The sequence below is a fragment of the Noviherbaspirillum soli genome, assembly GCF_015352955.1.
Taxonomy (GTDB): Bacteria; Pseudomonadota; Gammaproteobacteria; order Burkholderiales; family Burkholderiaceae_D; genus Noviherbaspirillum_A; species Noviherbaspirillum_A soli.
Genome location: NZ_JACYOX010000030.1, coordinates 42,514 through 67,429, shown reverse-complemented (window position 1 = coordinate 67,429; position 24,916 = coordinate 42,514). Strand labels below are relative to the sequence as shown.

Below are 24,916 nucleotides of genomic sequence, written 5' to 3'. Positions count from 1 at the left end.
CCATTCCCTCATTCATTGCGGCATAAAGCCCGGCACGCGCAAGCGTAGCCGGGCTTCTTCATTTTGGAGGTCTGAACATGGTGTCACCGGATCATGTACCGAAGCAAAAGCCTCGTCCAGCATTGCGTCTGGTCGATACGAGCAAAATCAAGCGCGTGGACTGGCTTGAAGTACGCAAGAATGGCATTGGAGGTTCCGATGCAGCAGCAGCCGTGGGCCTAAGCCCCTACAAGAGCCAGTTGGAACTGTGGCTGGAAAAGACCGGACGCGATGCAGAATTGCCGAAGCCGGATCCTGATGACAGCACAGAGCCGGTCTATTGGGGAACGCTCCTGGAACCTATCGTGGCAGCGGCCTATACCAAGCAGACCAGCAATCGGGTCCGCAAGGTTAACGCCGTACTTCAGCATCCAAGCATTCCTTTCATGCTGGCTAACTTGGACCGAGAGATTGTTGGTGTGCCTGGTGTGCAGATACTGGAATGCAAGACCGCGGGCGAGTTCGGGGCACGTCTGTGGCGCGAGGGAGTGCCGGAATATGTACAGCTTCAGGTGCAACATCAATTGGCTGTCACGGGAAAACAGGCTGCGGACGTAGCCGTATTGCTGTGCGGTCAAAAACTGGAAGTCCACCGCATCAAACGAGACGATGAATTAATCGCCCGGCTGATCCCGCTGGAAGCCCGGTTCTGGGAGCATGTCACCAGCGACATGCCACCGCCGGCGGATGGCTCTGAATCAGCAGAGCTGGCGCTGCGTTGCCTATATCCCGGCAATGCCAGCACGGTCGATTTCCGCGGTGACCGCTACCTGTCTGCAACCTTCGCCGACATGGTATCGATCAAGGCAGACATCAAGGGGCGGGAAGAACACGCCGAACGACTCAAGCAAACCCTGATGCAGGCAATGGGCGATGCGTCCTTTGCAGAGTTTGAAACCGGAGCGATTTCTTTTAAACGAAGTAAAGGCAGTCCCGGCCTCGATTTCAAACGACTGCTTACCGAGCATCCCGAACTGGCAGCTCAGTACGCCATCACCAAACCCGGATCGCGACGTTTTCTGATCCGCTCCTAACTTCCTCCGTTTTCATTCACCCCTTTGCGTCCGGCAGTTGTCGCGCCGGTGCAAAGGCGGAGTTTCTTATGTTGAAAGGATTCCCATGATCAAAGGACTGTCCATCACACCACCCATTCTGGGTCGCATTTCGATTGGCAAAGTCATCGAGCGCAACGGCAAGCGCCTCCCTGAGAAAGACGATCAATTCACGATTACCACCCAGATCCAGTCCAGGGATGGCTGGGTGGCGCATCCTTACGATGGTGACTTGCGCCAGAATCTCAACGGTCAGAAGCTGCGCTCGATCCCCATCCGAGTGCTGTTCAACGCACCGCAACTGAACCTGCGCGCCGAATATTGCCTGTTTGATCGCAAGAACGGGCGTCCTCTCTGTGTGGGCAACGGCGAGTATTGCCGGCGTTATGGCGAATCGGGCATCACCTCGTTGCCTTGTCCCTCGCCCGACGAATGCACATTCTCGGACGGACTTTGCAAGCCTTACGGCCGCCTGAACGTGAAAATTGGGGACGACGATGATCTGGGGACGTTCATCTTCCGCACCACCGGCTACAACAGCATCCGCAACCTGACAGCACGACTGCATTACTACCAGGCGGTTTCTGGAAACATGCTTGCATGTCTTCCCCTGCAATTACGGTTACGTGGAAAAAGCACGACATAAAGCCATCGTTCACCAATCTATTACGCGGACATCACGATCCGCGATGGCATGACCCTAGTCGATGCCGTGAACAAAGCAAAGGAAGAGCATCAGCTTCGCCTTGCTAATGGGGTCAATCAGGGTGCGCTTGATGCGGCGGCGGAAAGCGGATTTGCCAATGGGGTGTTCAAAAATACGGCAGAAGAGACGGTCGATATTGTGGAGGAGTTTTTACTGGGACAGGGGGATGCAGGCCAATCGGAGAGGCAATCTGGCAAGGAAGAAGGCCGACAGAAACTCAGTCTGAGCGACAAGCTCCAGGACAGAATCAATCAGAAACCTTGATTGATCAACTACCAGCTACGACGTTTCCTGTAGCTGCTTAGTCGGCTATTACGGCGTAGAAGAGGGGGCCGTCGGGTCCTCTTTTTTTGTTTTTCAAACGCATTGTTTACGGACGATCGACAGCTCCCTGCCCAAAACGGACTTAACAGGGCTGACTATTCCCTTTGCGGTACGGAAGGCCATAGCCGGTGCCTAATTAGTTGGGGAAAATTCATATGTAACACTCCCCTTGCCCACAGCACGGAACTTGCCCTCAGCCTTGCTGGAGAACGGGTTCGCAAGCAGAGTCGGCGTCATGCGTGCAGGATCGCTAACGTATGCGAGATAGAGGATACGATACCGGTGCTCACGGTCGCTCCTATATCGCTGAGCTGCACCGATTTCTGTAGGACCCATCTCAAAGCGTCGTGGATCTCCAGTGCTCGCCTTGACCTCGTAGTAGTATGTGCGACTTTTCGTAGCGACGATGAAGTCATACCCCCATCCATCCCAGCCACCACTGCTGTTGAGTACTGCGTCGCGGTAGCATGACACCCAGATACTTTCATTCACCACGTCAAGTTGGTGACGTTGACGAATCCAATCTCGAGCCCACAGCTCACCTATGAGGCCGACGGCCATCTTTTGTTCATCCGACATCCCGCTTTCAGGATTCTTCAGTATGCCTCGACTCGATCCACCCCCACTGCCACCGCTTGGCATCGCAAGGGCCATTGTTTCTAACTGCGAATCCGTAGATGTGACGCTGTGGAGAGCTGTAGCTTGAGCAAGGCTCGCCGTGACGGCAGCGGCAATATCTGCATAGTCGGTCCTCAGCGCAGAGAGTGTCGTTCCACTGAACTCGACCTGGGTCCTGCGCCGCTGTAAATCGGCTCTTTCCGCTTTCGCACGATCTTCGTTACTTGCCACATTACTGGCTGAAAGACCCCATACATCAAGGTCGCGGCTCGCGGCATGGCCTACCGGCCATACTCCAGCGCGCGTAAGCCATAGAGCGATCGCTTCGTCATCAAGTGGCCGGAAATCGAGCCATCCGCTGTCTCGTGCGTTTTCGAAGAAAGTCTCACGGCTTACAGCGGGATCATTCCAAGTTTGACGAACTTCGGAACTAGTTAAAACACTAGGGACACTCACCCATGAGGAAAGTATTGGTGCAAACGTATCCCAGAATTTGCGTAGTCGCCCGCCGTTTAGCATTCGACAGTCGTTTAGCGGCAATTCCAAAGGCGTAGCTGCGGAGTCCTGCGGCACTTCATCAATTATCCACTGCGTCAAATGGGCCTCCATGACCGCCTCAGGTAGTTCATCGTAAGTGGTGAACCATGCTGTATCTGGCGCCACGTTTAGAATTTTTTTGCGAGAGGACACATATTGCGTGAGAGGATCGCCTCGATCGAACACTCCGCTCAACCGCTCGCGAATCTGCTCCATCGTCGCTGGCTGTCGTTGCCTAAGGTGCCGAGTCCAAAATTCGCGGTGAAGATGTTCGTTATTGACGGGTTTGTACCGTGCGCCCAGAGCCATGATGGCCGAGTTGAAGAGTGCAATCGGCAACTGGAACTCCAATTTCAAATCTCGCAGATCAACCAAACCTGCCATTCGCTCCTCAAGCTGCCGAAACGACAAACCTAATTCAGATCCGAGCATTTCTAACGCTGCCTGTATATCTTCATGGGCCGGGTCGTCCGAACTGGCAAGCTCTTGCAAGCGCGACGTCGTCTGTTGTGTCGCGAGGCATGCGGATAGCGGGACGGCAAAGTCAAGCAAACTGATCAGTTCACCTCTCGCCAAGTGGCGTGTCCGCTTGAGAGCATTCATCTCGACACCAAGCGCGGACGACATCATGTTGTCGTCCGGCGTTTCTCCAGGATTGTTTTGCAGCATACTGGCCAGACGCAGGAGCGATGCCTCAAGTCCATTGGCGAGTTCGCGTGATCCAAGCGCAACCGCGAGCTGCCCTGCAGCACCGGCAAGCACATCCAAGGGCAGTGCATGGTCCGGTGTTTGAACGATCAAGACCGGACCGTTGGGACGTATCAGCGAGAGAGCGCCGCGAAGCGACGGGGGCAAAGGAATGCGGTTTTCGCCATGTGCTATCTGGATCGTCCTCCCTGTGATGACCACCATGGCCAATGCTGCGCGCCGGATTCGTCCTAAGGTATTCGAAGTCGCTTGAACAAACGAGCTACCCTTGTGTTCTGCGACGCAAACAAAAAAATCAATAACCCAAGAACCGACTATGTCGGCCAGAGCGCGGGATTGCATGGTGTCGTCGAACTTGATGCCGTCGACGAACACTTCGGCTGGATCGTCCGAAATCCGGCGGAAGCATCCAGGCGCACTAGCGTTGATCCACTGCCATGCAGCGGCTTGATCGCCACGAACGAAGTCAAATACCGCTTCACCTACTTCTTCGAGTAACTGCATTTTCAAAGCGTCGCGCTCATCGTCGAAGTAGGCCAAAGAAACACCGCCAGCCGTCTTTCGGACTGCGGCAATCGCGCCAGCACTCATTACCGGTACACACGCGCCGCGCGGAGGCTGGCCGCTTTCCCTAACTTTCCCCCATAGACGGCGAAAAATTTCTCGGTAGCGCCGTACGTCGCGCACATCCGTGATGCCCGCCGCAGCAGCGTCAGCCGTTGCAAGCAAAGCCTGCGGGGCGTCACGGTCATCGTTATATATGCCCAGTTGCGCATGCTCACGCATCCATTGAAGAGTCGCTGGATCTATGATCGCAACTACCTGACGCGCCAGGAACTCCATGAACCTCGGTGGACGCTCGTCGTCGCTGTTGAAATGCCATGCGTGACTAGGCTTTACGAAATGTACCGTGCCTCCCGATTGCTGGACAGGTACCCACTCAGCACCAGTCAGGAACGCGAACAAGGGCGTGGACAAGCGATGTTGCTCAGTTGACCCTTTTCCAGCATCAGTGCGCACAGCACGAAAACTGTAATGGTCTTCGGTGAAGGTCCGCATCGCAACAACAACTTGAACTGCATAGTCGTAGAGTATTTCCTTAGGAAATGCCTCAAGGTCGCCCTGACCTGGGATGCGCCATGGCTTGATTTCTGCCCGGTAGGACCGGGATGTGAACATCTTGTTGCAGTTCTGTGTCAGCTGTTTGCGCCAATGATCGCGCAACGGGCCGACAAGGCCCGCGACAGAACCCGCCACCGACACCACAAGGCTGGCAGGACTTCCGCTACGCTCTAAAGTCACCTTCTCGCCGCCAATCGGGCGCAAACAATCAGCGACGCCAGCCGCACACAAAAATCGAACCCAGTCGTCTTGAACACCATACCGAACTGGCCATACGGAAAACTCCGGTAGAAGCCTTCGGAGAGACTGGCGTAGATCCGTAGAGTAGGCCACGCCTAACCTAAGTAATGCCTGAAGTTTCTTACCGTTGGTGACGTCCCAGCCATTACCAAACATTGCAGTCTCTGCGGAGATCCATCCCTCAGCACTTGGAACGAAAAATCCAGCAGCACGGGTTTCCTTGTCTGAGAGCGATCGACCACTATTCCACAGACGAAAAGCCCATTCGAGCGCCTGCGCGCGCGTATCCGCGGCGTCGGCGTCGGCACTACGGGTTACAGATGCAAGTGTACGCAACACGTCGCGCGTGTCGTATTCGCGCGCAAGCTTACCTGATATTAGAAAAGTCCGGCCTGCTCTGTAGCCGCCGTCCTCCTTGAGCCAGGGAACATCCCGGCTGAGCAACGCGAAGCCACGACGAAGTGTTGTTGGCAGGCTCTCTAATGGTAACGAGTGCTTACTGTCATCGTCATCGACGTCCGCATCGACAGACATCACTGGAGCAAAATAAACATCGGCTGCACGGCGTGTACGACCAGGGTTGGCGGCAGCTGGCAACTCGCTGCTAATAAGCTCACCGCTCACACTCAGTAGAAAACGCTTGCCAAACAAAACTGCAGGCTGAGTAGCGAGTGTCATTGCTACCTCGTCGTAGAACAAGGCCCACCTTGCGGGTGCAGCGCCCTCTTCGTGCAATTTACCAGCGATTTTCTCGACCCAATCGGCGATTAGCGGCGCCGGGGGACTGAAATCAGTGCCTCTCAGACGAAGGTATAAACGATCGAGCCTTGCGCGTTGAGCTGGTGTAATTGAATCCACAAGGATTCGTCCACCGCCGATTTCACAAATCCGCCGAGATGACAAACAGGCATCTGGCTGCGCATTCCAACCGTAGGCCTCCTTTGACGATGCCCATGCAACTGTCCCGCCTGCACCATGCACGGGCAGAAACTTGCGTAGCAGAATGCCTTGGCCATTATTACCGAAGCCGAGCTTCAGCGTTTCGATGTATGTATCGTCCCAGCACAATAGGCTCAATACAGCGCTCGGTGCTTCAAGCCAGCCTTCCTTGACGAGAAATTCGATCATCTGGCAGCTAGCCCGCACAGCCGTGCGCATAAAGAGATCGTTGAGGCGAATCGATGTATCGACCGTGCGGCGGTCCATCTTCGTATAGAAGTTGGCATTGATGTAGCCGGCAACAGGCGCCTTACCCTCACTTCCCAGGGGTAGAAAGCAATACAGCCTACCGTCGTCCAAAGGCACTCCGAGTGGAACCGCCACACTTACCCGCGCAATGCCCTCCCAGTGTTTCCAGCTGTCGGGCACTTCACTTTTGTCAAGGCTCGCTTGCAACGCGGGACGAAACGACTTCTCGTCGATGTCCCAGTGGCCAATCACGAATTCTTCTTTGCCGAGGTGCACCCTCTCAATCGTTATAAGCGTGCCTCCCGTTAAATCGGGGGACTGATGTGCCCAAGTCTGCAATACTGAACGGTCCAAATTTACTGGCTTGCCCCCACCAACATCAATCGAGATGCGCCCGACACGGCTCAGGAATAGATGCAGTGGAGTCTTCTGGCTGAGCAGCAATTCAATCTGTTCTTGGACAGTGCGAAGTGCGTCGCCGGACTTTAATGGAAGGCGAACTACTGTGGAAAATCCATCACTGGCGAACCGTACGACGTTTAGATTGGGGCGTGCTGGCACTGGCACGTGCCAGCACGGCAAGTTCTGTTCCATCTCCTGTGCGAGGTCGGTCGACGCAGCACCCAGCGCCTCTGTTAAGTCGTCAACCGTGGCAAAGCGAAAGCAGTAGCCGTCGAACACGCCACTCCCTCCCGTTCCCTGGACAGAGTAAATCTCCGGCCAGTTGCAAACCTGAAGCACACTTCTGAAACCTAGACCCTTGTTACCAATGCCTGCGTTCGTGGGCTTGCTGCTCAACGCGATGTTGGTAATGGCCTTCAAGTTTTCGCCTGCAAAGCCGTTGCCGCGGTTAGCAACATACAGATGGCCATTCTCACCCTCGGTCGCGTCGAGCACGATGGCAATCTCACCGTCTTCGCGTGACGGATCGTGCGCGTCGTGTGCATTCTGAATAAGCTCAATTAGGAAGCGATTGCCATAATCGTCGGAAACGAACTGCGACATATTCCGTACGCTTTGATAAAGGCTAGGATCGGATCGGGCGTCCCGGTACCGCTGAATCCGTTGATGCATCAAATGAAGAATATGCGCAGCAGGCTCAATCGCCTCATGGAATTGGTTGCTCATAAGTGAAGCAGACATGCTTTCATTCTCTCCTTATTCTTTTCGTGCCGAATGAGTCATCTGGCGTTATACGGCCGAGTTGTCTCTCCTGCTGTTATGTCTCGCCGCATGAGACTGGCGAGGTGGGCAGCCAAAGGTGGCATGAGTGGCACCAAGCCATATCGGCTAAAGCAAACACTATCGACGAAAGATACCCAGCTGTGCGCTGGCAATGAGCGCCTGCGCCAGTGTTCCATCAATCCACAGTAGCAAAAACCGCTTCTAGCCAAAGCGAAGCGGTCGATTCGGTAATAACGCAATCCGCGTCCGCTGCGTAGCCGCAGTTTAGCGATCACATATGACGGCCAGCTTTCGCTCAATATTGTACGGCCATATATGTTCAAATCGCCTGCTTATTTTCTAAAAGCAGACTCTGATCATGAACAATGGATTGGGTGTTCATGATTACTAGATTATTTACACTTTATGTTTTCAAACGTATTGAGCTGTTACGACGCATGGCTTCTACTCGCAGGCAACGCGCAAGCCAAGTCACAATGAGCTCCTACATCTCTCCATCAGCGTATTTTTTACATTGTTACAAGCCTTTTCAGTTCTTGCGACCTTCCAAATAGCCGTTAAGGAGTCAAACCACTTTATTCAATTAAATCAAACACTTACACAACATGCATTAATCTTTAACTAGAGTGTATGGATTTATCTGGATAAGAGTTGATTAGGGAGCATGAGTCTACGCATTGAACTTGGTCTCAACCAGCCTCATTAAATCTGTAGCTTTCTTTTGGGCGCAGTAGCAGTAATTCTGAACACCATTAACTGTCAATTTGAGCCGTACAGCCTTAACCTCATTATCAATTTTTCAAACTTACTTCCCACTTCAGATAATGGCCGAGCATCATCAGCATTACCGGGTCTCGTCAACTCCGGGATTGCCGGGACTAACTGCATGACGGGTTGAGTCACTGATGAGTCACGAGATCGGAACACAATATACCAAAATAGACACGCAACGCCTTCAAGAATCAGCGAAAATAAAAAACTCGTGACCAGTCCCATCTGCGTCGCAGTTACGTCTAATCATCTCGCCATTTGCGCAGTCACCGGGTCGTTATGCATCGACTCCTTCAGAGCATCCTGACGATCCTGCTGGCACTGCCATCGTTTAACCTTATCTGCTTTCGCATTCAAAGTATCCAATCTATCCTTCAGTCCAGTCATATTTATCGGGCGCTGCTGAATGCCGCGATAAAGAGATGAATGAAGTTATAAAGTTATCTATCAAATGAATTCCAATAACACCATTTAAAACAGCAGCCAGGTCAGTTCCATTTGCAGCCCAAACAAGTGCAAACACATGCTTGCACAATTCATCTCCATTCTTTTTTTACAAGAATATGTATGTTATGTGGAAAAGTAATCAGGTTGAGTAGTAGATGAATCAAAGAGAAAGATAAGTACAAGGAATCCTAAGAGGCTATATAAGGACGCGCACTTACCCTTTCTCATAATCAGACTTCAAAACCATACAGATTACCTACCTCATTTGGAGCCAGCGAATCAAACCGCTGGCTTTTTTCATTCTTACAGAAGAAAGGGTAGTAACATCATGGCGAGCTTCCATCTCACGATCAAAAGCGGAAAGAAAAGCACCGCATCTAACCACGCTGCCTACATCACTCGGCAGGGGAAATATGTAAATAAGGAAGATTTGGTTTTTACCGGGTACGGCAATATGCCAAGCTGGGCGCAAGACAATCCCGCTGCATTCTGGAAGGCGGGCGATAAATACGAACGCGCAAACGGTGCGGTCTATCGCGAACACGAAATTGCACTGCCTGAGGAGTTGACGCATGAACAGCAGAAAGAGCTGGTTGATGACATGATTTCTGCGATGGTCGGAGACAAGCCTTACCAGTATGCGGTGCATGCTCCAATCTCATCACTTGAAGGGAGCACCAATACGCACCTGCATTTGATGTTCTCGGATCGCATGCAGGATGGTATCGAGCGATCCCCTGAACAGACGTTCAGCCGCTACAACGCGAAGCAGCCTGAGAACGGCGGATGCAAAAAAGATAGCGGAGGAAAGAATCGCTTGGTACTGCGTGACGAGGTTATTAATACACGCAAGACTTGCGCCGAATTACAAAACGCTGCGTTGGAAAAACATGGGCACGCCGCGAGAGTCGATCACCGTTCGCTCAAAGCACAAGGTATCAATCGCGTACCGGAATCCCATCTTGGCCCCACCCGCATTCAGGGAATGTCAGAAGGTGACAAAGCATGCATTGTGAAAAAAAGGAGAAAGCACGACGCATAATGGCTCGCGTGCTGAGTGCCACGAAATTTGCTAGCTAGATACTCGGACGGGGAAATAAAAGGCAGGCGTTTTCCCAAAGTAGGTCGATTCGTGCGATTAATCGCGCGAATCGCATTCGAAATAAAGGCATTTGCAGGCGCTGACGAATTCGGCTAGTGCACCGGTCATTGCGGTGCAACGACTCGCTCAGTGCTGGAATACCTTGTCCCGATGATATTTGAGGTAGGCTGCAAGTTCCTTGTGTGCGAAACGTAGTGGCTTTGGCAACCCCAGAGCCTCACGATGCTTTGCATCCAGGCGCGGCGAAATTTGCATCTGACCGCTTTCGTCGAACGTAATGAGCCCCTTGTCGAACAGTGCATCAAGATTCGCGGACAGCAGAAGTCCATTGTGGATATCGAGCCGTTGCTTAGATGTGGATGCGGCCCACGGCTTTACGTGGGAAGCTCTAAGCACTTCGCGGCATTCCATTCCTGTGACGGCGCAAGCGCCGCCCCACACTTGCATCAAATCTTCTCTAAATTGGCCTTGGCCGCGTCGAGCGTTGACCCTCGTGAGAACGGTCGTGATTGGTTCGCTGCCGTCGGACATGTCCTCAGTCGCCAAGGTTCTTGTCGGAGCGCACTGAATCGCGTCGGTGAGGCGAGTCCACTTTTCTTTACGCTGCCTTACGGGGATCGCATCAAGCAAACGGCCGACAGTTGGAAGGTCGAGCGCTGTGTAGCTACCGAACATTCCGAGCAGCTTACCCTTCCCCGTTATCGCCCGCGAATCGAGCGTCACCGGTTCTTCGAGCCACCAATAAAAGTCGTCTGGACACATCCAATTGGGAATCCAGTGTAGATCCCGTTCCCAATCTTTCAGGAATTGTCGCTGGCTGTTTTGATGCTGCTTTTGCACGTTTGGAATCGCCCAAGCATCTTTCCACAGATCGTGCAGTGATAGCTTTTGGACGATCTTCTCACGTTGCGGTCGATAGTGGTCGAGCGAGAGACCGATTGCGTTCCCTGCAATACCGACAAGCTGCTGGATGCCAGCGTGCGAGACGGTCATGAAGATGAACGTCTGTCCCGCATTTTCATCAAGTGGCGCCACACCTAGACCTTCGGTGTGAAACACGCGGTAGCGCTGTTGTCCATCCGTAAGCAGCATGCGTGGAGAATTATTCCACTCCTCGTAACCGTAGCCCTTCGCCTTAGGGTACCCGCTGGTGGCAAGGGCGCCCGATGGAGTCAGATAATGACTTGTGTTCCAGAAAATCGGTTTTTGAATAAAAAGCGCCATTATTCTTTTCGTTCTCGCAAAAAACCATCGTCGCTCGTTGATGTTCACAACAGATGGTCATCGGGCAATTCTAGCGGATAATTTCGCGTTTTTGATAATAACTCTCCGCTCGTTGGGCGGAAACCGGCCGAATGGTCGCGTAATGGTCGAGGGTGAACGGCGGCAATGGCCGATTGTTACCACATACCAAAGCGGCCAGCTCTAACGAAACAACGCCTATCTAGTTAGTTCCTCCAGAATGGGTGGTCAACAGTTCAAGAATCAGCACGCATTACAAAAAAAAAGCAAAAGTGACACTACGGCAGTGCGGTTGAGCCACGAAACGTCGCGTATCACGCATCTTTTCTGGACAGTTACATCTAGACTCAATGCAGGCTGTTTCCTGTTCTAACGAGCATCTTGATCGAGCCGACCTCCAAAATCTGGAGCCACATATTTTGGTCGCCTTTTTCGCTCATGTTTCGCACCAGAATGCCCAGAATTATTTCCCCTACCCGCCTTATCAAATCCACAGCCTGTTAGCAGATCGCTTTTTCCAAAGCGCCTTGTCTTACTTTTTATAAGGGTTGGCGATTGATCAGATGGCTTGCGCAACACAGCGGAAAATACCATCTTGGCTGCTACAGCCCGGAGATTCGACGCCTGGATTGATCCGTTCCTGACGAGCCCTACAAACTCAGCCTCCATTGGAAATCTGCCAGTAATTTTTTCTCGCCAACTCACCCCGTCGGCGGGATATGGACTTAAATTCTTTCCGTTGAGTATCCGATATGAGGCAGCTTCCCCGGCAATGACTTTCCAGCAGGCACCGAGATGCGTGGCTATCGCTTTCACCTCGCCAAATCGCTTTGCATCAAAAAACATCACAAGGTCGTAATGCAACGTAATGGCGCCGCCCTCCAGATTCTGCGTCTGTATCGTCGACAAACGCTGCCGGAAACTCGTCTTGAAACTCTCCTGCAACACCCAGAAGTAGCCGACCGATTCCTTCAGAAGGTCATCATTGCGCCGATCCGCAATCAGGCGATTCATCGCCTTTTGGATGGTCTCGCCAATATAAGCGCAGCCAGGGCTCTGGCGAATCGACAGCCTTACTGCCACCACTGTCAGGCGGCCGTGGTGCTTCAGCAGCCCGTTAATCAGCGAGGTCACGCTGCTGCGCCGGATTCGGAGCTTCGCCAACTCCCGCGCCACTCTGGAACGGTAACCCGAGGCACTCACGATCTCGGCGATCTTATCCACCACCAGATTAAATCGTTCCGCCGCTGGCCAAATCAGTTCCGTAATGGCACTTCTCATTTCCGCCTCGGAAACGCCCTCAGGCAATGAAAATCCCGTCGGAGGCAACTCCACAAAGCCAGAGCGATAGACGCTTAAGATCGCCTGCTTCGCGGCCTCGATACTGGCGCAATACTTCGATGCCGCATATTCAGGGAAGCAAAGCAAGACGTAAAAGGCCCGGAGAATCATGTAAAAGTTCAGGGCGGTCGCGTTCCGCGCAAAAACCAAGTTCCATTTCGGTTTTTCGAAGGGATCTCTATCTAGCAGCAACGGCTCCAGAGAGAACTTTGCACCCCAGTACGAGCGCGACTTCTGGTGATTCGCGGCAATGTAGCGGACAACCTCATCTACCAACGTCAACGTCTTCGGCGGGGTCTGCACCAGATACCACCCTTCCTTGTCACGGACCGGTTCCCGTATGAGCTGAATAACCTCCTGCGTCACCTCCGCTTCTATACCGTCGGCATACCGGTAGACATCTGAAATGCTAATGCCACTACTGCCAAATGGCCTGGCCTTTTTCTCCGTCTCCATAATCCCCTAAAAAAGTGGTTTATACGGCAACCCGTACCAATGGAGCTATCCCCCGCGTGCACCAAGCATCGACACCGCAGTCGCGGAACCTGACATCGCCGCACAGGCGGTACCAGTTCATGCCTAAATGCACATATGTAAGAGGCCAATCATAGCCTACAATAACGATTTGCACATAAGTCTGGTTTCCATAAGTCTGGAGTCATTGGTTCCGATTGCCGATCAATAATGGATTTATGCGAATTTACACGGAAATAAAACGGAAAAAGAGGACAGTGGAAATAGACGAATTATGACGGAATATGAAAGGTTACAACGCTCGCCGACAAAAGGGTGGCGGGGAAACTGTAAGCCCTTCTGGTCGGGCCAAGGGCATAAAGGCCAGCGCTCAGGCGCTGGCTAATTCTTTTTATTTGGATCTATGCTTTGGTTTATCTGTGTTGGCGCTAGCGTCGTACTCAGCGTGTTGTCGATCGTTCCGCCATTGCCAAGCCTTTCCACCTTGACGTTTAAAGGGCGTGAAACCTTCTACAGTCGTTCCTGCGCGGGCGTACTTGTTTAACGTAGCAGGCAACAGATTGGTTAGCCCAGCCACTTCCTCGGTAGTGTGATATCCGCGTACTTCTGGCGTCGCTTGTGGGAGCTGTCGCTCTCGGAACTTTCGCTGCTTAACCTCCGGCTCTTGCACCGACTGAGCTCCCGCCATGATGTATGAAATGTCTGGCTGTTCGCCCTTTTTCGGTTCGGTCCATGACTGTTCAGTCGATGATTTACTTACGGGCGGACAGACCAATTGGTCACGCAACCCATTAAGTAAGTCAAAGGGAACAATGGCCGGCACCTGTAAACCTACCGCATTTCCAATGATGAGGAACCACTGAAACTCTCTAAGTGCTTTGAGAGTGAACAGCCTTTTCGATGTAGCCCATTTGTATTCTTGTCCGGTATTTATCCGGGAGTACGCCGTGGATATTGCCGGCCGAAGCAAATTCACCATGTCGTATGGAGAAGCTGCCTGCTTGCCGCTTAGCAGTTCAAGGTAAACGTTGTGAAGTTCGTGATTTGGAGGCACGTATCCGTGCGGATCTATGAGGGTGCCGTACGAGATTGATTCTTGAAAATGGGGCGTTATAGAACTTCCATCCTCCAGGGACTCATGGGGGATATAGCCAGCACACAGCATAGCGGTTTCTCTTGCCGTCCATACCGGCTTAGCAATCCACTCTTTCAGTACGGGTTGCACGCGACAATAAAAGGCCAACAGATCCTGAGTTGTGTAGTCATCCAATGTCTGATTCATGAGCTTGTAGTCTTCGTCTGCACACTTGGCGCGGAAGTACCACCTTGATTGAGGCGGATTCAATTAGATTCAAGCGGATTATAGGACATAGAAAACGAGCAAAGAGGCGGCCAGAGTCAATCAAGTAAATGTCATGCCTACTTTCACTTTTTGGCAGGCCTATATGACTATTACCTCCGAGGAAGACTTTGGTTGCGTACAAAATCCATGCCCTCGGTGCTTACACATTGCCATCCAAAGGGGATTATAGACTGGGAGCCAGAAGGATCATGAACGATCAAATCTGTGCCCTCAATGTGCCCTTAATTTCAGAATAGAAAAAGGGTTACAGGAAAAATCACTGTAACCCTTTGATTATATTGGTGGGCCTCCCGTGAGTCGAACACGGCACCAACGGATTATGAGTCCGCTGCTCTAACCAAGCATGAGCTAGAGGCCCAATTGGTTGGCAAGGGTGGCTTGCCAAAACTGCACGGCCCTTATTCAGGGCCGGCAGCATTGTACAACGAAAAGTGGGATGGATTAACTGCCTTCGAGGAAACTCTTCAGCTTGTCAGAGCGCGACGGATGGCGCAGTTTTCTCAGGGCCTTGGCTTCTATCTGACGGATCCGCTCGCGTGTGACATCGAATTGCTTGCCCACCTCTTCCAGGGTGTGGTCAGTCGACATCTCGATACCAAAACGCATCCGCAACACCTTGGCTTCGCGGGGCGTCAGCGAGTCCAGCACGTCCTTCACTACGCCTCGCATCGACGCATGCAGAGCCGCGTCGGAAGGCGCCAGCGTGTTGTTGTCCTCGATGAAATCACCCAGATGCGAATCGTCATCGTCGCCGATCGGGGTTTCCATCGAGATCGGCTCCTTGGCGATCTTCATGATCTTGCGGATCTTGTCTTCCGGCATTTCCATCTTGACCGCCAGCGTTGCCGGATCCGGCTCGGCGCCGGTTTCCTGCAGGATCTGCCGCGAGATGCGGTTCATCTTGTTGATGGTCTCGATCATGTGCACTGGGATGCGGATCGTGCGCGCCTGGTCCGCAATCGACCTGGTGATGGCCTGGCGTATCCACCAGGTGGCGTAGGTCGAAAACTTGTAGCCGCGACGGTATTCGAACTTGTCCACTGCCTTCATCAGGCCGATATTTCCTTCCTGGATCAGGTCCAGGAATTGCAGGCCGCGGTTGGTGTACTTCTTCGCAATCGAGATCACCAGGCGCAAGTTGGCCTCGGTCATTTCACGCTTTGCCTTGCGCGCCTTCATTTCGCCGGCGGCCATTTTCTTGTTGATGTTGCGCAGGTCGGGCAGCGGCAGCACCACGCGGGCCTGCAGGTCGATCAGTTTCTGCTGCAGTTCCTTTATGGTCGGCACATTGCGGCCCAGCACCACGCTGTAGGGATGATTGCCAGCGACTTCGCCATCGATCCAGTCCAGGTTGGTTTCATTGCCCGGGAAGACCTTGATGAAATGATTGCGCGGCATGCCGCACTTGTTGACGGCCACGTCCAGAATCTGCTTCTCGATGTGGCGCACTTCATCGACCTGGCCGCGCAGCGTGTCGCACAGCTTTTCGACCACCTTGGCGGTGAAGCGGATGCCCAGCAGCTCATTGGAAATGGCTTCCTGCGCCCGGACGTAGGCCTTGGAGTTGTAGCCCTCCTTCTCGAACGCCTTGCGCATGTTGTCGAACTGCTCGGCAATCACGCCGAACTTGCCCAGCGCGTCGCGCTTGAGCTGCTCGAGCTGCTCGGCCGAGAAGCCCGCGGCGCCGGCGGCAGTGCCGGTTTCCTCTTCTTCCTCGTCCTCTTCCTCGTCGCCCTCCTCCTCGTCTTCGTCGTCGGCATCAGCGGCAACGACAGCCGGCGCGGGCGCTGCTTCGGTCTGGTTCTCGTCGACCAGGCCATCCACCATTTCGTCGATCTTGGTCTCGTCCTTGGAAATCCGGTCGGCGGCGGCAAGAATTTCGGAGATCGTGGTCGGGCAGGCGGAAATCGCCTGGATCATGTCCTTCAGGCCGTCCTCGATGCGCTTGGCGATCTCGATCTCGCCTTCCCGTGTCAGCAGTTCGACCGAGCCCATCTCGCGCATGTACATCCGCACCGGGTCGGTGGTGCGACCGAAGTCGGAGTCGACCGTTGACAGCGCCGCCTCGGCCGCGGCTTCGGCGTCGTCGTCGCTGGCGGCAGATGCCACGCTGTCGGACAGCAGCAGTTGTTCCGCGTCGGGCGCGTGTTCGTAGACCGCGATGCCCATGTCATTGAAGGTGCCGATGATGCCTTCGATCGCTTCCGGGTCGACGATGTTTTCCGGCAGGTGGTCATTGATTTCCGAATAGGTCAGGAAACCGCGCTCCTTGCCGAGCTTGATCAGGGTCTTGAGCTTTTGCCGGCGACGCTCGAGTTCTTCCTCGCTCGCCTCGGTGTCGGACGAGAACGCATCTTTCAACAGCGCCTTTTCCTTGGCCTTGCGATCGCGCGCCTTGGCCTTGTCGGCCGCCTTCAGTTCGGCGCGCTCGACCGCATTCAGCGCGGCGACTTCCTCGTTCTCGGGCTGGAAATCCTTGGGCTTGCGGCCGCGGCGGCCTGGCACCTTCACGCTCGGAAGCACGTAGCCGGAGGTGTCGATCGCGGCAAGCGTCGCCGCGTCGGTGGTCTGGCTGACAGCGCCCATGGCTGGGGATACGGATGTCTCTTGCCTGGTCTCGACAGGCGCTGCCAGCTTGGCGGTCTTTCCGGCAGCTTTGGATTCGGTTTTCTTGGTTGTCACGGGAGCTTTCAATTGCGCAGAAGCCGGCTCTATGGCCGCTTTGGATGAAGATTTTTCCACTTGCCGGCTTGCCTTGCCTAGCTTGGCCGCCGCTGTTTCCGGCCTGGGAGTGGATGCTCGTTTTGCTGGGGATGATGTGCTGGCGGAAGACGCCGTGGCTGCACGGGAAACCGCTTTTGGCGCACTGGCGCCAACCTTGTCCGCCGGTATGCCCGGCGCTGTCTTGGCCTCGGTTGCCGGGGCCGCCTGGTGTTTCACGGGTTTCTTCATTGCGTTCGCCATGGAATCAAAACCAACAGTTTGCGGACTTTCGCCCTACATCAGATTGATTGCGTATCGCGCAAAAGTGCAGCGCTATGGTATTTCATGAACTGCTGAAACCAGACCTACAAAACGCCTAAGATCTTGAATAAAAAGCTTTAAATAATAACATAGCATACTATCGCACAAGCAACATTGCCAATGTCAGCGCAATTTCGCCTCGGCTGCCGCCTGCTGCTTCAACTCCTCGCGTTCCGTCATTAACTGGCGGTAACGCGCATGCGATTCAGGCGTCATGGCGCCGGCAGCCAGCCTTTCCATTTCCGCATTCAACAGCTTCAAACGTGTCTGCCGCACCGCGCCGGCCAGTTCCGCTCTTGCGCTTTCGACATCATATTCGGTATCGGCCGCAATCACACTGATCAGGGCGTCGAACTCCGGGCCGGCGGCGCGCAGGCGCTCTGCCAGTCCGGCGAAATTGGCCTGGCCGCCCATGGCCCGCGCCTCCGAGATCAACTGGGAAAGCAGCGCACCGCTGTCGGGCGACACCTGGGCCAGCGCCTGCAGCGACGCCTGGTCCATCTCGGCGGCCAGTACTGGCTGGGCGATCAACAATCGGATCACCTTCTTTTCCAGCCCTTCGGGCGCCGAACGGCTTCCCGCACGGGGCGGTGCTGCGCGTTGCGGTGCGACAGCCACCGGATTGCTCAGTTCAAACAGCGCTTCGATCTCGGCCGGCGTGGTTTGCGTGAGATTGGCCAGGCTACGTACCAGTTGCAGGCGCAAGGATGACGGCGGCATTGCCTGCAGCATCGGTTTGGCATGGAACTGCGCCCTGGCCCGCCCCTCGGCGGTGTGGAGTTCGCCTTCGGCGCTGACTTCGCCGAGCAGGAACTGCGATAGCGGCATCGCTTCACGCACCAGTTCCTCGAATGCCTCGGCGCCGTGTTCGCGGATATAGCTGTCCGGATCGTGGCTGGCCGGCAGGAACAGGAACCGCATGCTCTTGCTGTCGCCGGCGTGGACCAGGCAGGCATCCAGCGCGCGGCGAGCGGCGCGGCGGCCAGCGGCATCGCCGTCGAAGCTGAACACGACATGGTCGGTCTGACGCAGCAGTTTCTGCACATGGACCGGTGTACAGGCAGTACCCAGGGTCGCCACTGCCTGTGGAAATCCAAGCTGGGCTAGTGCCACAACATCCATATATCCCTCAGTGACCAGTACATATCCGGCTTCCCGGATCGCTTGCCGCGCTTCGAACAAACCGTATAGCTCGCTGCCTTTCTGAAATAGGGGCGTCTCGGGCGAATTCAAGTATTTCGGTTCGCCACTGTCCATGACACGGCCACCAAAGGCGATCACCTGGCCCTTGGTGTTGCGAATTGGAAACATGATGCGGTCACGAAAACGATCGTAGCGCTTGTGCGGCGCACCACCCTCTTCCGCGGCCCGGTCGATCACCAGGCCGGCTTCCACCAGCGCCGGATCGGCATAGTCGGAAAAGGCTGCCCGCAGGCTGTCCCAGCCGGCGGGCGCATAGCCCATCGCAAAGCGGGCGGCAATCTCGCCGGTCAGGCCGCGCTTCTGCAGATAGGCAATGGCCTGCGGCGCGGTGCGCAGCTGCTGGCGGTAGAAGTCGGATGCGCGCGACATCGCCTCCGACAGCGCAAGGCTTTTCGCCTGGGCCTCGGCGCGCCTGGCCGACGGCACCCGGCTTTCGTCTTCCGGCACCGTCATGCCGGCGTTCTGCGCCAGGTCCTTGATGGCCTCGACATAGCCGAGGCCGGAATATTCCATCAGGAAGCCGATCGAGGTGCCATGGGCGCCGCAACCGAAGCAGTGGTAGAACTGCTTGGCCGGACTGACGGTGAAGCTCGGGGATTTTTCGTTATGGAATGGGCACAGGCCCATGTAGTTGGCGCCGCCCTTTTTCAGCTGGACGTAGCGGCCCACCACGTCGACGATGTCGACGCGGGCGAGCAGGTCCTGGATGAAGGATTGCGGAATCACGACGGCATCATAGCCGCAGGCCGGCCGTTATCAGCGATTGGCAAGAGCCGATTTCACCAGCGCGGAAACGGCTGTCATGTCGGCGCGTCCGGCCAGTTTCGGCTTGAGCACGGCCATCACCTTGCCCATGTCCTGCGGGCCGGCGGCGCCGGTGGAGGCCACTGCCGCGTCAACCTCGGCCTGGACTTCCGCTTCCGACAAGGCGGCCGGCATGTAGGCCGACAGCACTGCCAGCTCGCTCTTCTCGGCATCGGCGAGGTCCTGGCGGCCGCCTGCTTCGAACTGGCTGATGGAGTCGCGGCGCTGCTTGATCATCTTGTCGATGATGGTCTGCACCTGGGCATCGTCGAGCTCGATGCGCTCGTCGACTTCCTTCTGCTTGATGGCGGCAGTCAGCAGGCGGATGGCGCCAAGGCGCTGGGCATCCTTGGCGCGCATGGCCGCCTTCATGTCCTCGGTGATTTTTTCCTTCAGGCCCATGATGATCCTTTTCAACGATCCGACGAGCGGATCAATAAATGCCAAAACCCGCTGCGGACTTTCCGGAGCGGGTTGCCACCTCAACCGCAGCGTGTGCGGCAGGTAATCAGTACAGTTTTTTCGGCAATTGCTGGCTGCGGATGCGCTTGTAGTGGCGCTTCACTGCAGCGGCCAGCTTGCGCTTGCGCTCAGCGGTCGGCTTCTCATAAAACTCGCGCGCCCGCAGTTCGGTCAACAGGCCGGTTTTCTCAATGGTGCGCTTGAAGCGACGCATAGCGACTTCGAACGGCTCGTTTTCTTTAAGGCGAATAGTGGTCATGTACAAAAACCAAAGGTTTGGAATGGGAAGACGGCGAGTATAACAGCCCTTTTTTTCAAAAGAAAGCTGTTTGTACGATTTAAATTGCTTTCCCGGCAGCGACGCCGGACGCCCATGCCCACTGGAAGTTGTATCCACCGAGCCAGCCGGTGACATCGACCGCCTCGCCGATGAAATACAGGCCGGGCACTTCATTGACCATCATGCTCTGCTGCGACAGCGCACGGGTATCGACGCCCCCGCGGGTGACTTCGGCCTTGCGGTAGCCTTCGGAGCCGTTCGGCGTGATGGTCCAGCGATTCAGGGTGTCGCCCAGCCGGCGCAACTGCTTGTCCGGCATGTCGGCCGGACGGGCGGCGGGATCGAAACCGTTCGCCGTCAGCAGGCCTTCGGCCAAGCGCGACGGCAGCCACTGCGACAGATGGTTCACCAGGTTCTTGCGGATGGCGCCCTTGTCGCGCAGCAGTTCGTCGCCGACGTCGACTTCCGGCAGCAGGTTCAGCGACAGCGTCGCCGCGTCCTTCCAGAAACTGGAAATCTGCAGCACCGCCGGGCCGGACAGGCCACGATGGGTAAACAGCAGGTCTTCGCGGAACTGCATGCGGGTTTTCTTTGCGCCGGTTTCGATGTCGACCGGCAGCGCGATGCCGGCCAGCGGCACGAAAGGCTGCCAGGCGGCCAGGTCGAAGGTCAGCGGCACCAGCGCCGGGCGCGGCTCGATCAAGGGAATGTCGAACTGGCGGGCAATGCGGAACGCAAAGTCGGTCGCGCCGATTTTCGGGATCGACAGGCCGCCGGTGGCGATCACCACCGACCCGGCCCGCAGCTCGCCGCCCTCGGTGGCAATGACGAAGTCCTCGCCTTCCCTGCGCAGCGACTGCACCCTGGTCGGCATGCGCCATGCCACGCCGCCGGCGTCGCATTCCGCCTTGAGCATGGCGATGATGTCCTCGGCGGAACGGTCGCAGAACAACTGGCCCTTGTGCTTCTCATGCCAGGCAATGCCATGGCGCTTCATCAGGCCGAGAAAATCCTGCGGCGTGTAGCGCGACAGGGCGCTGCGGCAGAAATGCGGATTCTCCGACAGGAAATTCTGCGGGCCGGCGTCGATATTGGTGAAATTGCAGCGGCCGCCGCCGGAGATGCGGATTTTTTCCGCCAGGCGTGTCGCGTGGTCGACCAGCACCACCCGCTTGCCGCGCTGGCCGGCGACGCTGGCGCACATCATGCCGGCCGCGCCGGCGCCGATTACCGCGACATCAAAATGCTGGGACATGGCAGGACTTCAGAAAACGAAGCCGCGATTGTAGCGGCATTGGCCTGCCGGCGTACTGCGTGCCGGTGAGGGGGCGAGCTGCCAGCCTAGGCCGCAACCGCTTGCGGCAGCGCCGCGCCGGCGGCGCAGCGCACCACGTCGCCGATGACGATGATGCTCGGGCTGCCGAGGCCGGAAGCCGCAAGCGCGGCAGGCAACGCGCCCAGCGTGGTGATGAGCCGGGCCTGGGCGGCGCCGGTGGCAGAGCGCACCACCGCGACCGGCGTGTCGGCAGGCTTGCCGCCAGCCAGCAGGGCTGCCTGGATCTCCGCGCAGCGGGCCACGCCCATGTAGATCACCAGCGTCAGGTCCAGCCGGGCCAGCGTGGCCCAGTCGGGATTGTCGTGCTCGGTCTTGCCATGGCCGGTGATGAAGATGGCGCCCTGGCTGTAGGCCCGGTGTGTCAGCGGCACGCCGATGGCCGAGGGCGCTGCCAGTCCGCTGCTGATGCCGTTGATGACCTCGACCTCGATGCCGGCGGCGCGCAGCGTGGCGCATTCCTCGCCGCCACGGCCGAAGATGAACGGGTCGCCGCCCTTGAGGCGCACCACGCGGTGGCCGGCGCGCGCTTCCGCCACCAGCAGCCGCTCGATGAATTCCTGCGGCGTGGACCGGCAGCCCCCGCGCTTGCCGACCTCGACGATGCGTACATCGGGCCGCGCATGCTGCAGCACTTCGCGGTTGACAAGGTCGTCCAGCAAGACCACGTCGGCTGCGGCGATCGCCCTGACGGCCTTGATGGTGAGCAGTTCGGGGTCGCCGGGGCCGGCGCCGACCAGAAATACCTTGCCTGTGCTACCTGCCTTCGATGCTGCGCTCATCATGCCCACCCTGCTTGTGCTGTAACAGCCTCGCTACATGCAAGCAGTGTTCCACCTGCTCGGCAATGGGCGCCGGCACCGGCTCCCGGCCGTCCAGCGCAGCCCTGATCCACGCAGCGGTCGTGGCTGCATCACTTTGGGCAGGCAGCGGCGGCATCTCATCGACCGGCGCCTGCCTTTGCACCAGGGTGGTGCGCTGATGGTCATGAAACCATTCGATCTGCTGGGCCCGCTTGGCGTTTGCCACGGTTTCGCCTTCGGTGCCGCGCATCAGGAAGGCGTCGCCCTTGCCCACCGGCGCGGCATGGCTGAAATACTCGCTCAGCATGGTCAGGTATTCCGGATGGGTATAGGACACCAGCCGCAGCGCCGCGCCGGCGAAAGGCTGCATGATCTTTACCAGCGTATGTGTGGAGTTGCGAACGCCCAGCACGCGCCGCAATGACAGCAGATGCGCCATCTTCGGCGCCAGCGCATCGACAGGCATGAAAGCCGGCAGGCCCTGCTCAAACAGCGCAGCGGCCTGCGCCGGGCTGCCGGCCGATGCGACCTGCAGCTCGTGCAGGATCTCGGCTGTGGTGACCCGGCCCGGATCCGCGACCACGCCATGGATCAGCACCGGCGCGCCGGCGCGGGCCAGCAGCAGGGCCAGCAGCGGCGTGAGATTGGGCATCTGGCGCGAGCCGTTATAGCTGGGGATCACGATAGGCGCGAAGCCGGCGGCCGGGACGGCGAGCGGCTCGAACGACGCTTCGCCGGCATCCAGGAAGCCGGCGATTTCATCGACCGATTCGCCCTTGATGCGCATGGCCAGCATCAGGCCGCCCATTTCGAGGTCGGAAACGCGGCCGTCCAGCATGGCGGCGTACAGATCGCGGGCATCGTCGCGCGACAGGCTGCGCGCGCCTTTTTTGCCGCGGCCGATCTCCTTGATGAAGCGGGCGGCGGGGAAGGAAGCAGTTTCAGTATTCATGGCCGCAAGCTTACTATGCCGGCCGCCCTGCGCGCGACCCTGATCGGCTGCCCGGCCCTGTTGCCGGACAGGATTCAGGAATGCGGCGTGGCGCTGACGCCTGCCCGGAAAGGCGAATAGCGGATCACCTTGAGCTGTGGACTATCCCGCCGCAGCTCCGCCATCTCGGCCTGGAAACTCTGCAGGTCACGGTAGCCGATCTTGAGTTGCCGGATGACGGCATTGTGCCGGAAGGCCTTCAACACCTCTCCCTGTACCGTGCTGTTCCCGGCGTTGCCGGCGATGGTGCAGTCGACCAGTTCCATGCGGACGATGGAGCGGTTGGCGGCAAGACCCCGGGTCAGCGGATCTATGCCGTCGGGGAAAGCGCAGCACCGGAACTTCAGCGTGTGCAAGCCGGCTTGCGCGGCAAGTACCGGCGCCAGGCTGGCCAGATGCTCCGCCCGCAGGGTCAGCTGGGAAAGGCCCAGCTTGGCCAGCGAGCCAGGATGGAGCAGGCTGGCCAGCAGAGGGCAGCCTGGCGTCTCCTCGGGGATTTTCCCCGCCAGGGAGAGCGACTTGATGGAAGGCCTGGCAAGCAGCAAGGCGGCAAGCCTTGCATAGTCCATCCCGGCACCCAGGCCCTGCAGGATCAGGCCGCCAGGCTGGGCGGCGCAGCCCTCCAGCAGGCTCAGCACCCGGCTTGCGCAATCACCTGTTGTATCGTCCCGCAGGTCAAGCGACAGGCGTTGCAGGCATGGGTTGGCACGCAGGAATTGCGCAAGCGGCTGCACCATCAATGCCTTGATCTGAAGTCCGGTGACATCCATCGGCGTGTCGCTTGCCAGCAGGGTCGACAGGGTCGCCGTCAGTTTTTCAACCACCACGGGCTCCAGAGCGGCGCCGATGTGCAGGCTGAGTTGACGCCGTTCCGCAGGCTGCTGGCTCTTGAGGCCCGCTACGATCAGGTGGAGAAAGCACGCGATCTGGGCCGAAGCCGAGGTACATGCCACCATTTCCAGGTGCCGCCAACCATTGCTGGCGAGCAGGCCGGCGGCGATCTGGCTCAGGCCCGGCTCGTCGAGGAGGACGCTGACATGCCGGTAGCGCTCGCCCAGGCCGCGTGCATAGTCGCTGATGAGCCCGCGGGACTGTGCAGGCGCAACGTACTCGCCGCGCAGGCGCTCCAGGCAATCCCTCCAGTCCAGCGCCTGACGCTCCTGCAGGTTGACCGACGTCATGACGCGCTGCTGCTTCGCCTGAAGTGGCAAGCCTCCTTCCCGATAGGAAGCCGGCAGCGCAAGCTGCAGGCGCTGCACGGCGCTGTAGATAGGCCTGGATGTCCTGACCAGACAGGACAAGTGCTCTTCGGTCAGCCAGCCGACGATCTCGCCAAGCAGTTCCATAGGGACCGCCATCAGCGGGCCGGGCGCATCGGCGCCATCGGGATGCAGCGATGTCAGCACCGGCAGGCGGGCCTGGCCTGCTTCGTCGGTGCGGCGTCGCTTGACCTGCCCGACCTTGGGCGATGCTTCATTGACGCCGACGTCATCGGCATTGACCTCATGAGTACGCTTGAGCGCGATGCCTGAGCTATCCATGTTCCCTCCGTTGTTG

15 protein-coding genes, 1 tRNA gene and 1 pseudogene are annotated in these 24,916 nt (G+C 57.0%); 4 read left to right on the top strand and 13 right to left on the bottom strand.

All coding sequences use genetic code 11. The features are described from left to right. The first annotated feature begins 77 nt into the window (after positions 1–77). Positions 78–1,073 (top strand): YqaJ viral recombinase family nuclease, encoded by a 996-nt coding sequence (locus IGW04_RS18940; protein WP_194714651.1) that lies wholly within the window; start codon positions 78–80, stop codon positions 1,071–1,073. Between the two features lie 85 nt (positions 1,074–1,158). Beyond that, positions 1,159–2,061 (top strand): annotated as a pseudogene (locus IGW04_RS25845) (recombination directionality factor). A gap of 192 nt (positions 2,062–2,253) precedes the next feature. On the opposite strand, the gene IGW04_RS18925 reads toward IGW04_RS25845, so the two are convergent. Next, a complete protein-coding gene (locus tag IGW04_RS18925) occupies positions 2,254–7,677 on the bottom strand; it encodes a sacsin N-terminal ATP-binding-like domain-containing protein (RefSeq protein WP_194714648.1) in 5,424 nt (1,807 codons plus the stop codon). A 1,588-nt stretch (positions 7,678–9,265) separates the two neighbouring features. On the opposite strand from IGW04_RS18925, the gene IGW04_RS18920 reads away from it, so the two are divergent. Continuing rightward, entirely contained in the window at positions 9,266–9,979 is a 714-nt protein-coding gene (locus IGW04_RS18920) for a MobA/MobL family protein (RefSeq protein ID WP_194714647.1), read from the top strand. Between the two features lie 186 nt (positions 9,980–10,165). Here IGW04_RS18920 and IGW04_RS26160 read toward each other — a convergent pair whose 3' ends face one another. The 5 genes from IGW04_RS26160 to rpoD all read right to left on the bottom strand — a co-directional run bounded on the left by IGW04_RS26160 (position 10,166) and on the right by rpoD (position 17,141). Further along, positions 10,166–11,311, bottom strand: a complete 1,146-nt coding sequence (locus tag IGW04_RS26160; protein WP_323744883.1) for an HNH endonuclease — start codon at positions 11,309–11,311, stop codon at positions 10,166–10,168. A 339-nt stretch (positions 11,312–11,650) separates the two neighbouring features. Continuing rightward, on the bottom strand, positions 11,651–13,078 hold the full coding sequence (locus IGW04_RS18910) for a hypothetical protein (RefSeq protein WP_194714646.1): 1,428 nt from the start codon (positions 13,076–13,078) through the stop codon (positions 11,651–11,653). Between the two features lie 409 nt (positions 13,079–13,487). Beyond that, on the bottom strand, positions 13,488–14,378 hold the full coding sequence (locus IGW04_RS18905) for a hypothetical protein (RefSeq protein ID WP_194714645.1): 891 nt from the start codon (positions 14,376–14,378) through the stop codon (positions 13,488–13,490). A gap of 360 nt (positions 14,379–14,738) precedes the next feature. Then, a tRNA-Ile gene (locus IGW04_RS18900) sits at positions 14,739–14,817 on the bottom strand. An 83-nt stretch (positions 14,818–14,900) separates the two neighbouring features. Further along, positions 14,901–17,141: an RNA polymerase sigma factor RpoD gene (rpoD, locus tag IGW04_RS18895; RefSeq protein WP_323744882.1), complete on the bottom strand. Its 2,241-nt coding sequence runs from the start codon at positions 17,139–17,141 to the stop codon at positions 14,901–14,903. A gap of 31 nt (positions 17,142–17,172) precedes the next feature. Between rpoD and IGW04_RS26155 the strand changes: the two genes are divergently transcribed. After that, complete coding sequence (locus IGW04_RS26155; protein ID WP_323744881.1) at positions 17,173–17,511, top strand: hypothetical protein; 339 nt, start codon at positions 17,173–17,175, stop codon at positions 17,509–17,511. Between the two features lie 95 nt (positions 17,512–17,606). Here IGW04_RS26155 and dnaG read toward each other — a convergent pair whose 3' ends face one another. The 7 genes from dnaG to IGW04_RS18860 form a co-directional block, all read right to left on the bottom strand. Then, the gene (dnaG, locus tag IGW04_RS18890; protein ID WP_194714643.1) at positions 17,607–19,412 is read right to left on the bottom strand and encodes a DNA primase; all 1,806 of its coding nucleotides are present in this window, start codon (positions 19,410–19,412) and stop codon (positions 17,607–17,609) included. Positions 19,413–19,442: 30 nt separating this feature from the next. Continuing rightward, positions 19,443–19,892: a GatB/YqeY domain-containing protein gene (locus IGW04_RS18885; RefSeq protein WP_194714642.1), complete on the bottom strand. Its 450-nt coding sequence runs from the start codon at positions 19,890–19,892 to the stop codon at positions 19,443–19,445. A 106-nt stretch (positions 19,893–19,998) separates the two neighbouring features. Beyond that, the gene (gene rpsU / locus IGW04_RS18880) at positions 19,999–20,211 is read right to left on the bottom strand and encodes a 30S ribosomal protein S21 (RefSeq protein WP_005665410.1); all 213 of its coding nucleotides are present in this window, start codon (positions 20,209–20,211) and stop codon (positions 19,999–20,001) included. A 79-nt stretch (positions 20,212–20,290) separates the two neighbouring features. Next, positions 20,291–21,487, bottom strand: a complete 1,197-nt coding sequence (locus tag IGW04_RS18875) for a BaiN/RdsA family NAD(P)/FAD-dependent oxidoreductase (RefSeq protein ID WP_194714641.1) — start codon at positions 21,485–21,487, stop codon at positions 20,291–20,293. An 86-nt stretch (positions 21,488–21,573) separates the two neighbouring features. Further along, positions 21,574–22,350, bottom strand: coding sequence for a uroporphyrinogen-III C-methyltransferase (cobA, locus tag IGW04_RS18870; protein ID WP_407672147.1), 777 nt, complete (start codon positions 22,348–22,350; stop codon positions 21,574–21,576). Then, positions 22,322–23,320, bottom strand: coding sequence for a DNA-binding protein YbiB (gene ybiB, locus IGW04_RS18865; protein ID WP_194714640.1), 999 nt, complete (start codon positions 23,318–23,320; stop codon positions 22,322–22,324). Before ybiB ends, cobA begins: the two co-directional genes overlap by 29 nt. Before the next feature lie 74 nt (positions 23,321–23,394). Then, positions 23,395–24,900, bottom strand: coding sequence for a leucine-rich repeat domain-containing protein (locus IGW04_RS18860; RefSeq protein WP_194714639.1), 1,506 nt, complete (start codon positions 24,898–24,900; stop codon positions 23,395–23,397). Positions 24,901–24,916 lie beyond the last annotated feature (16 nt).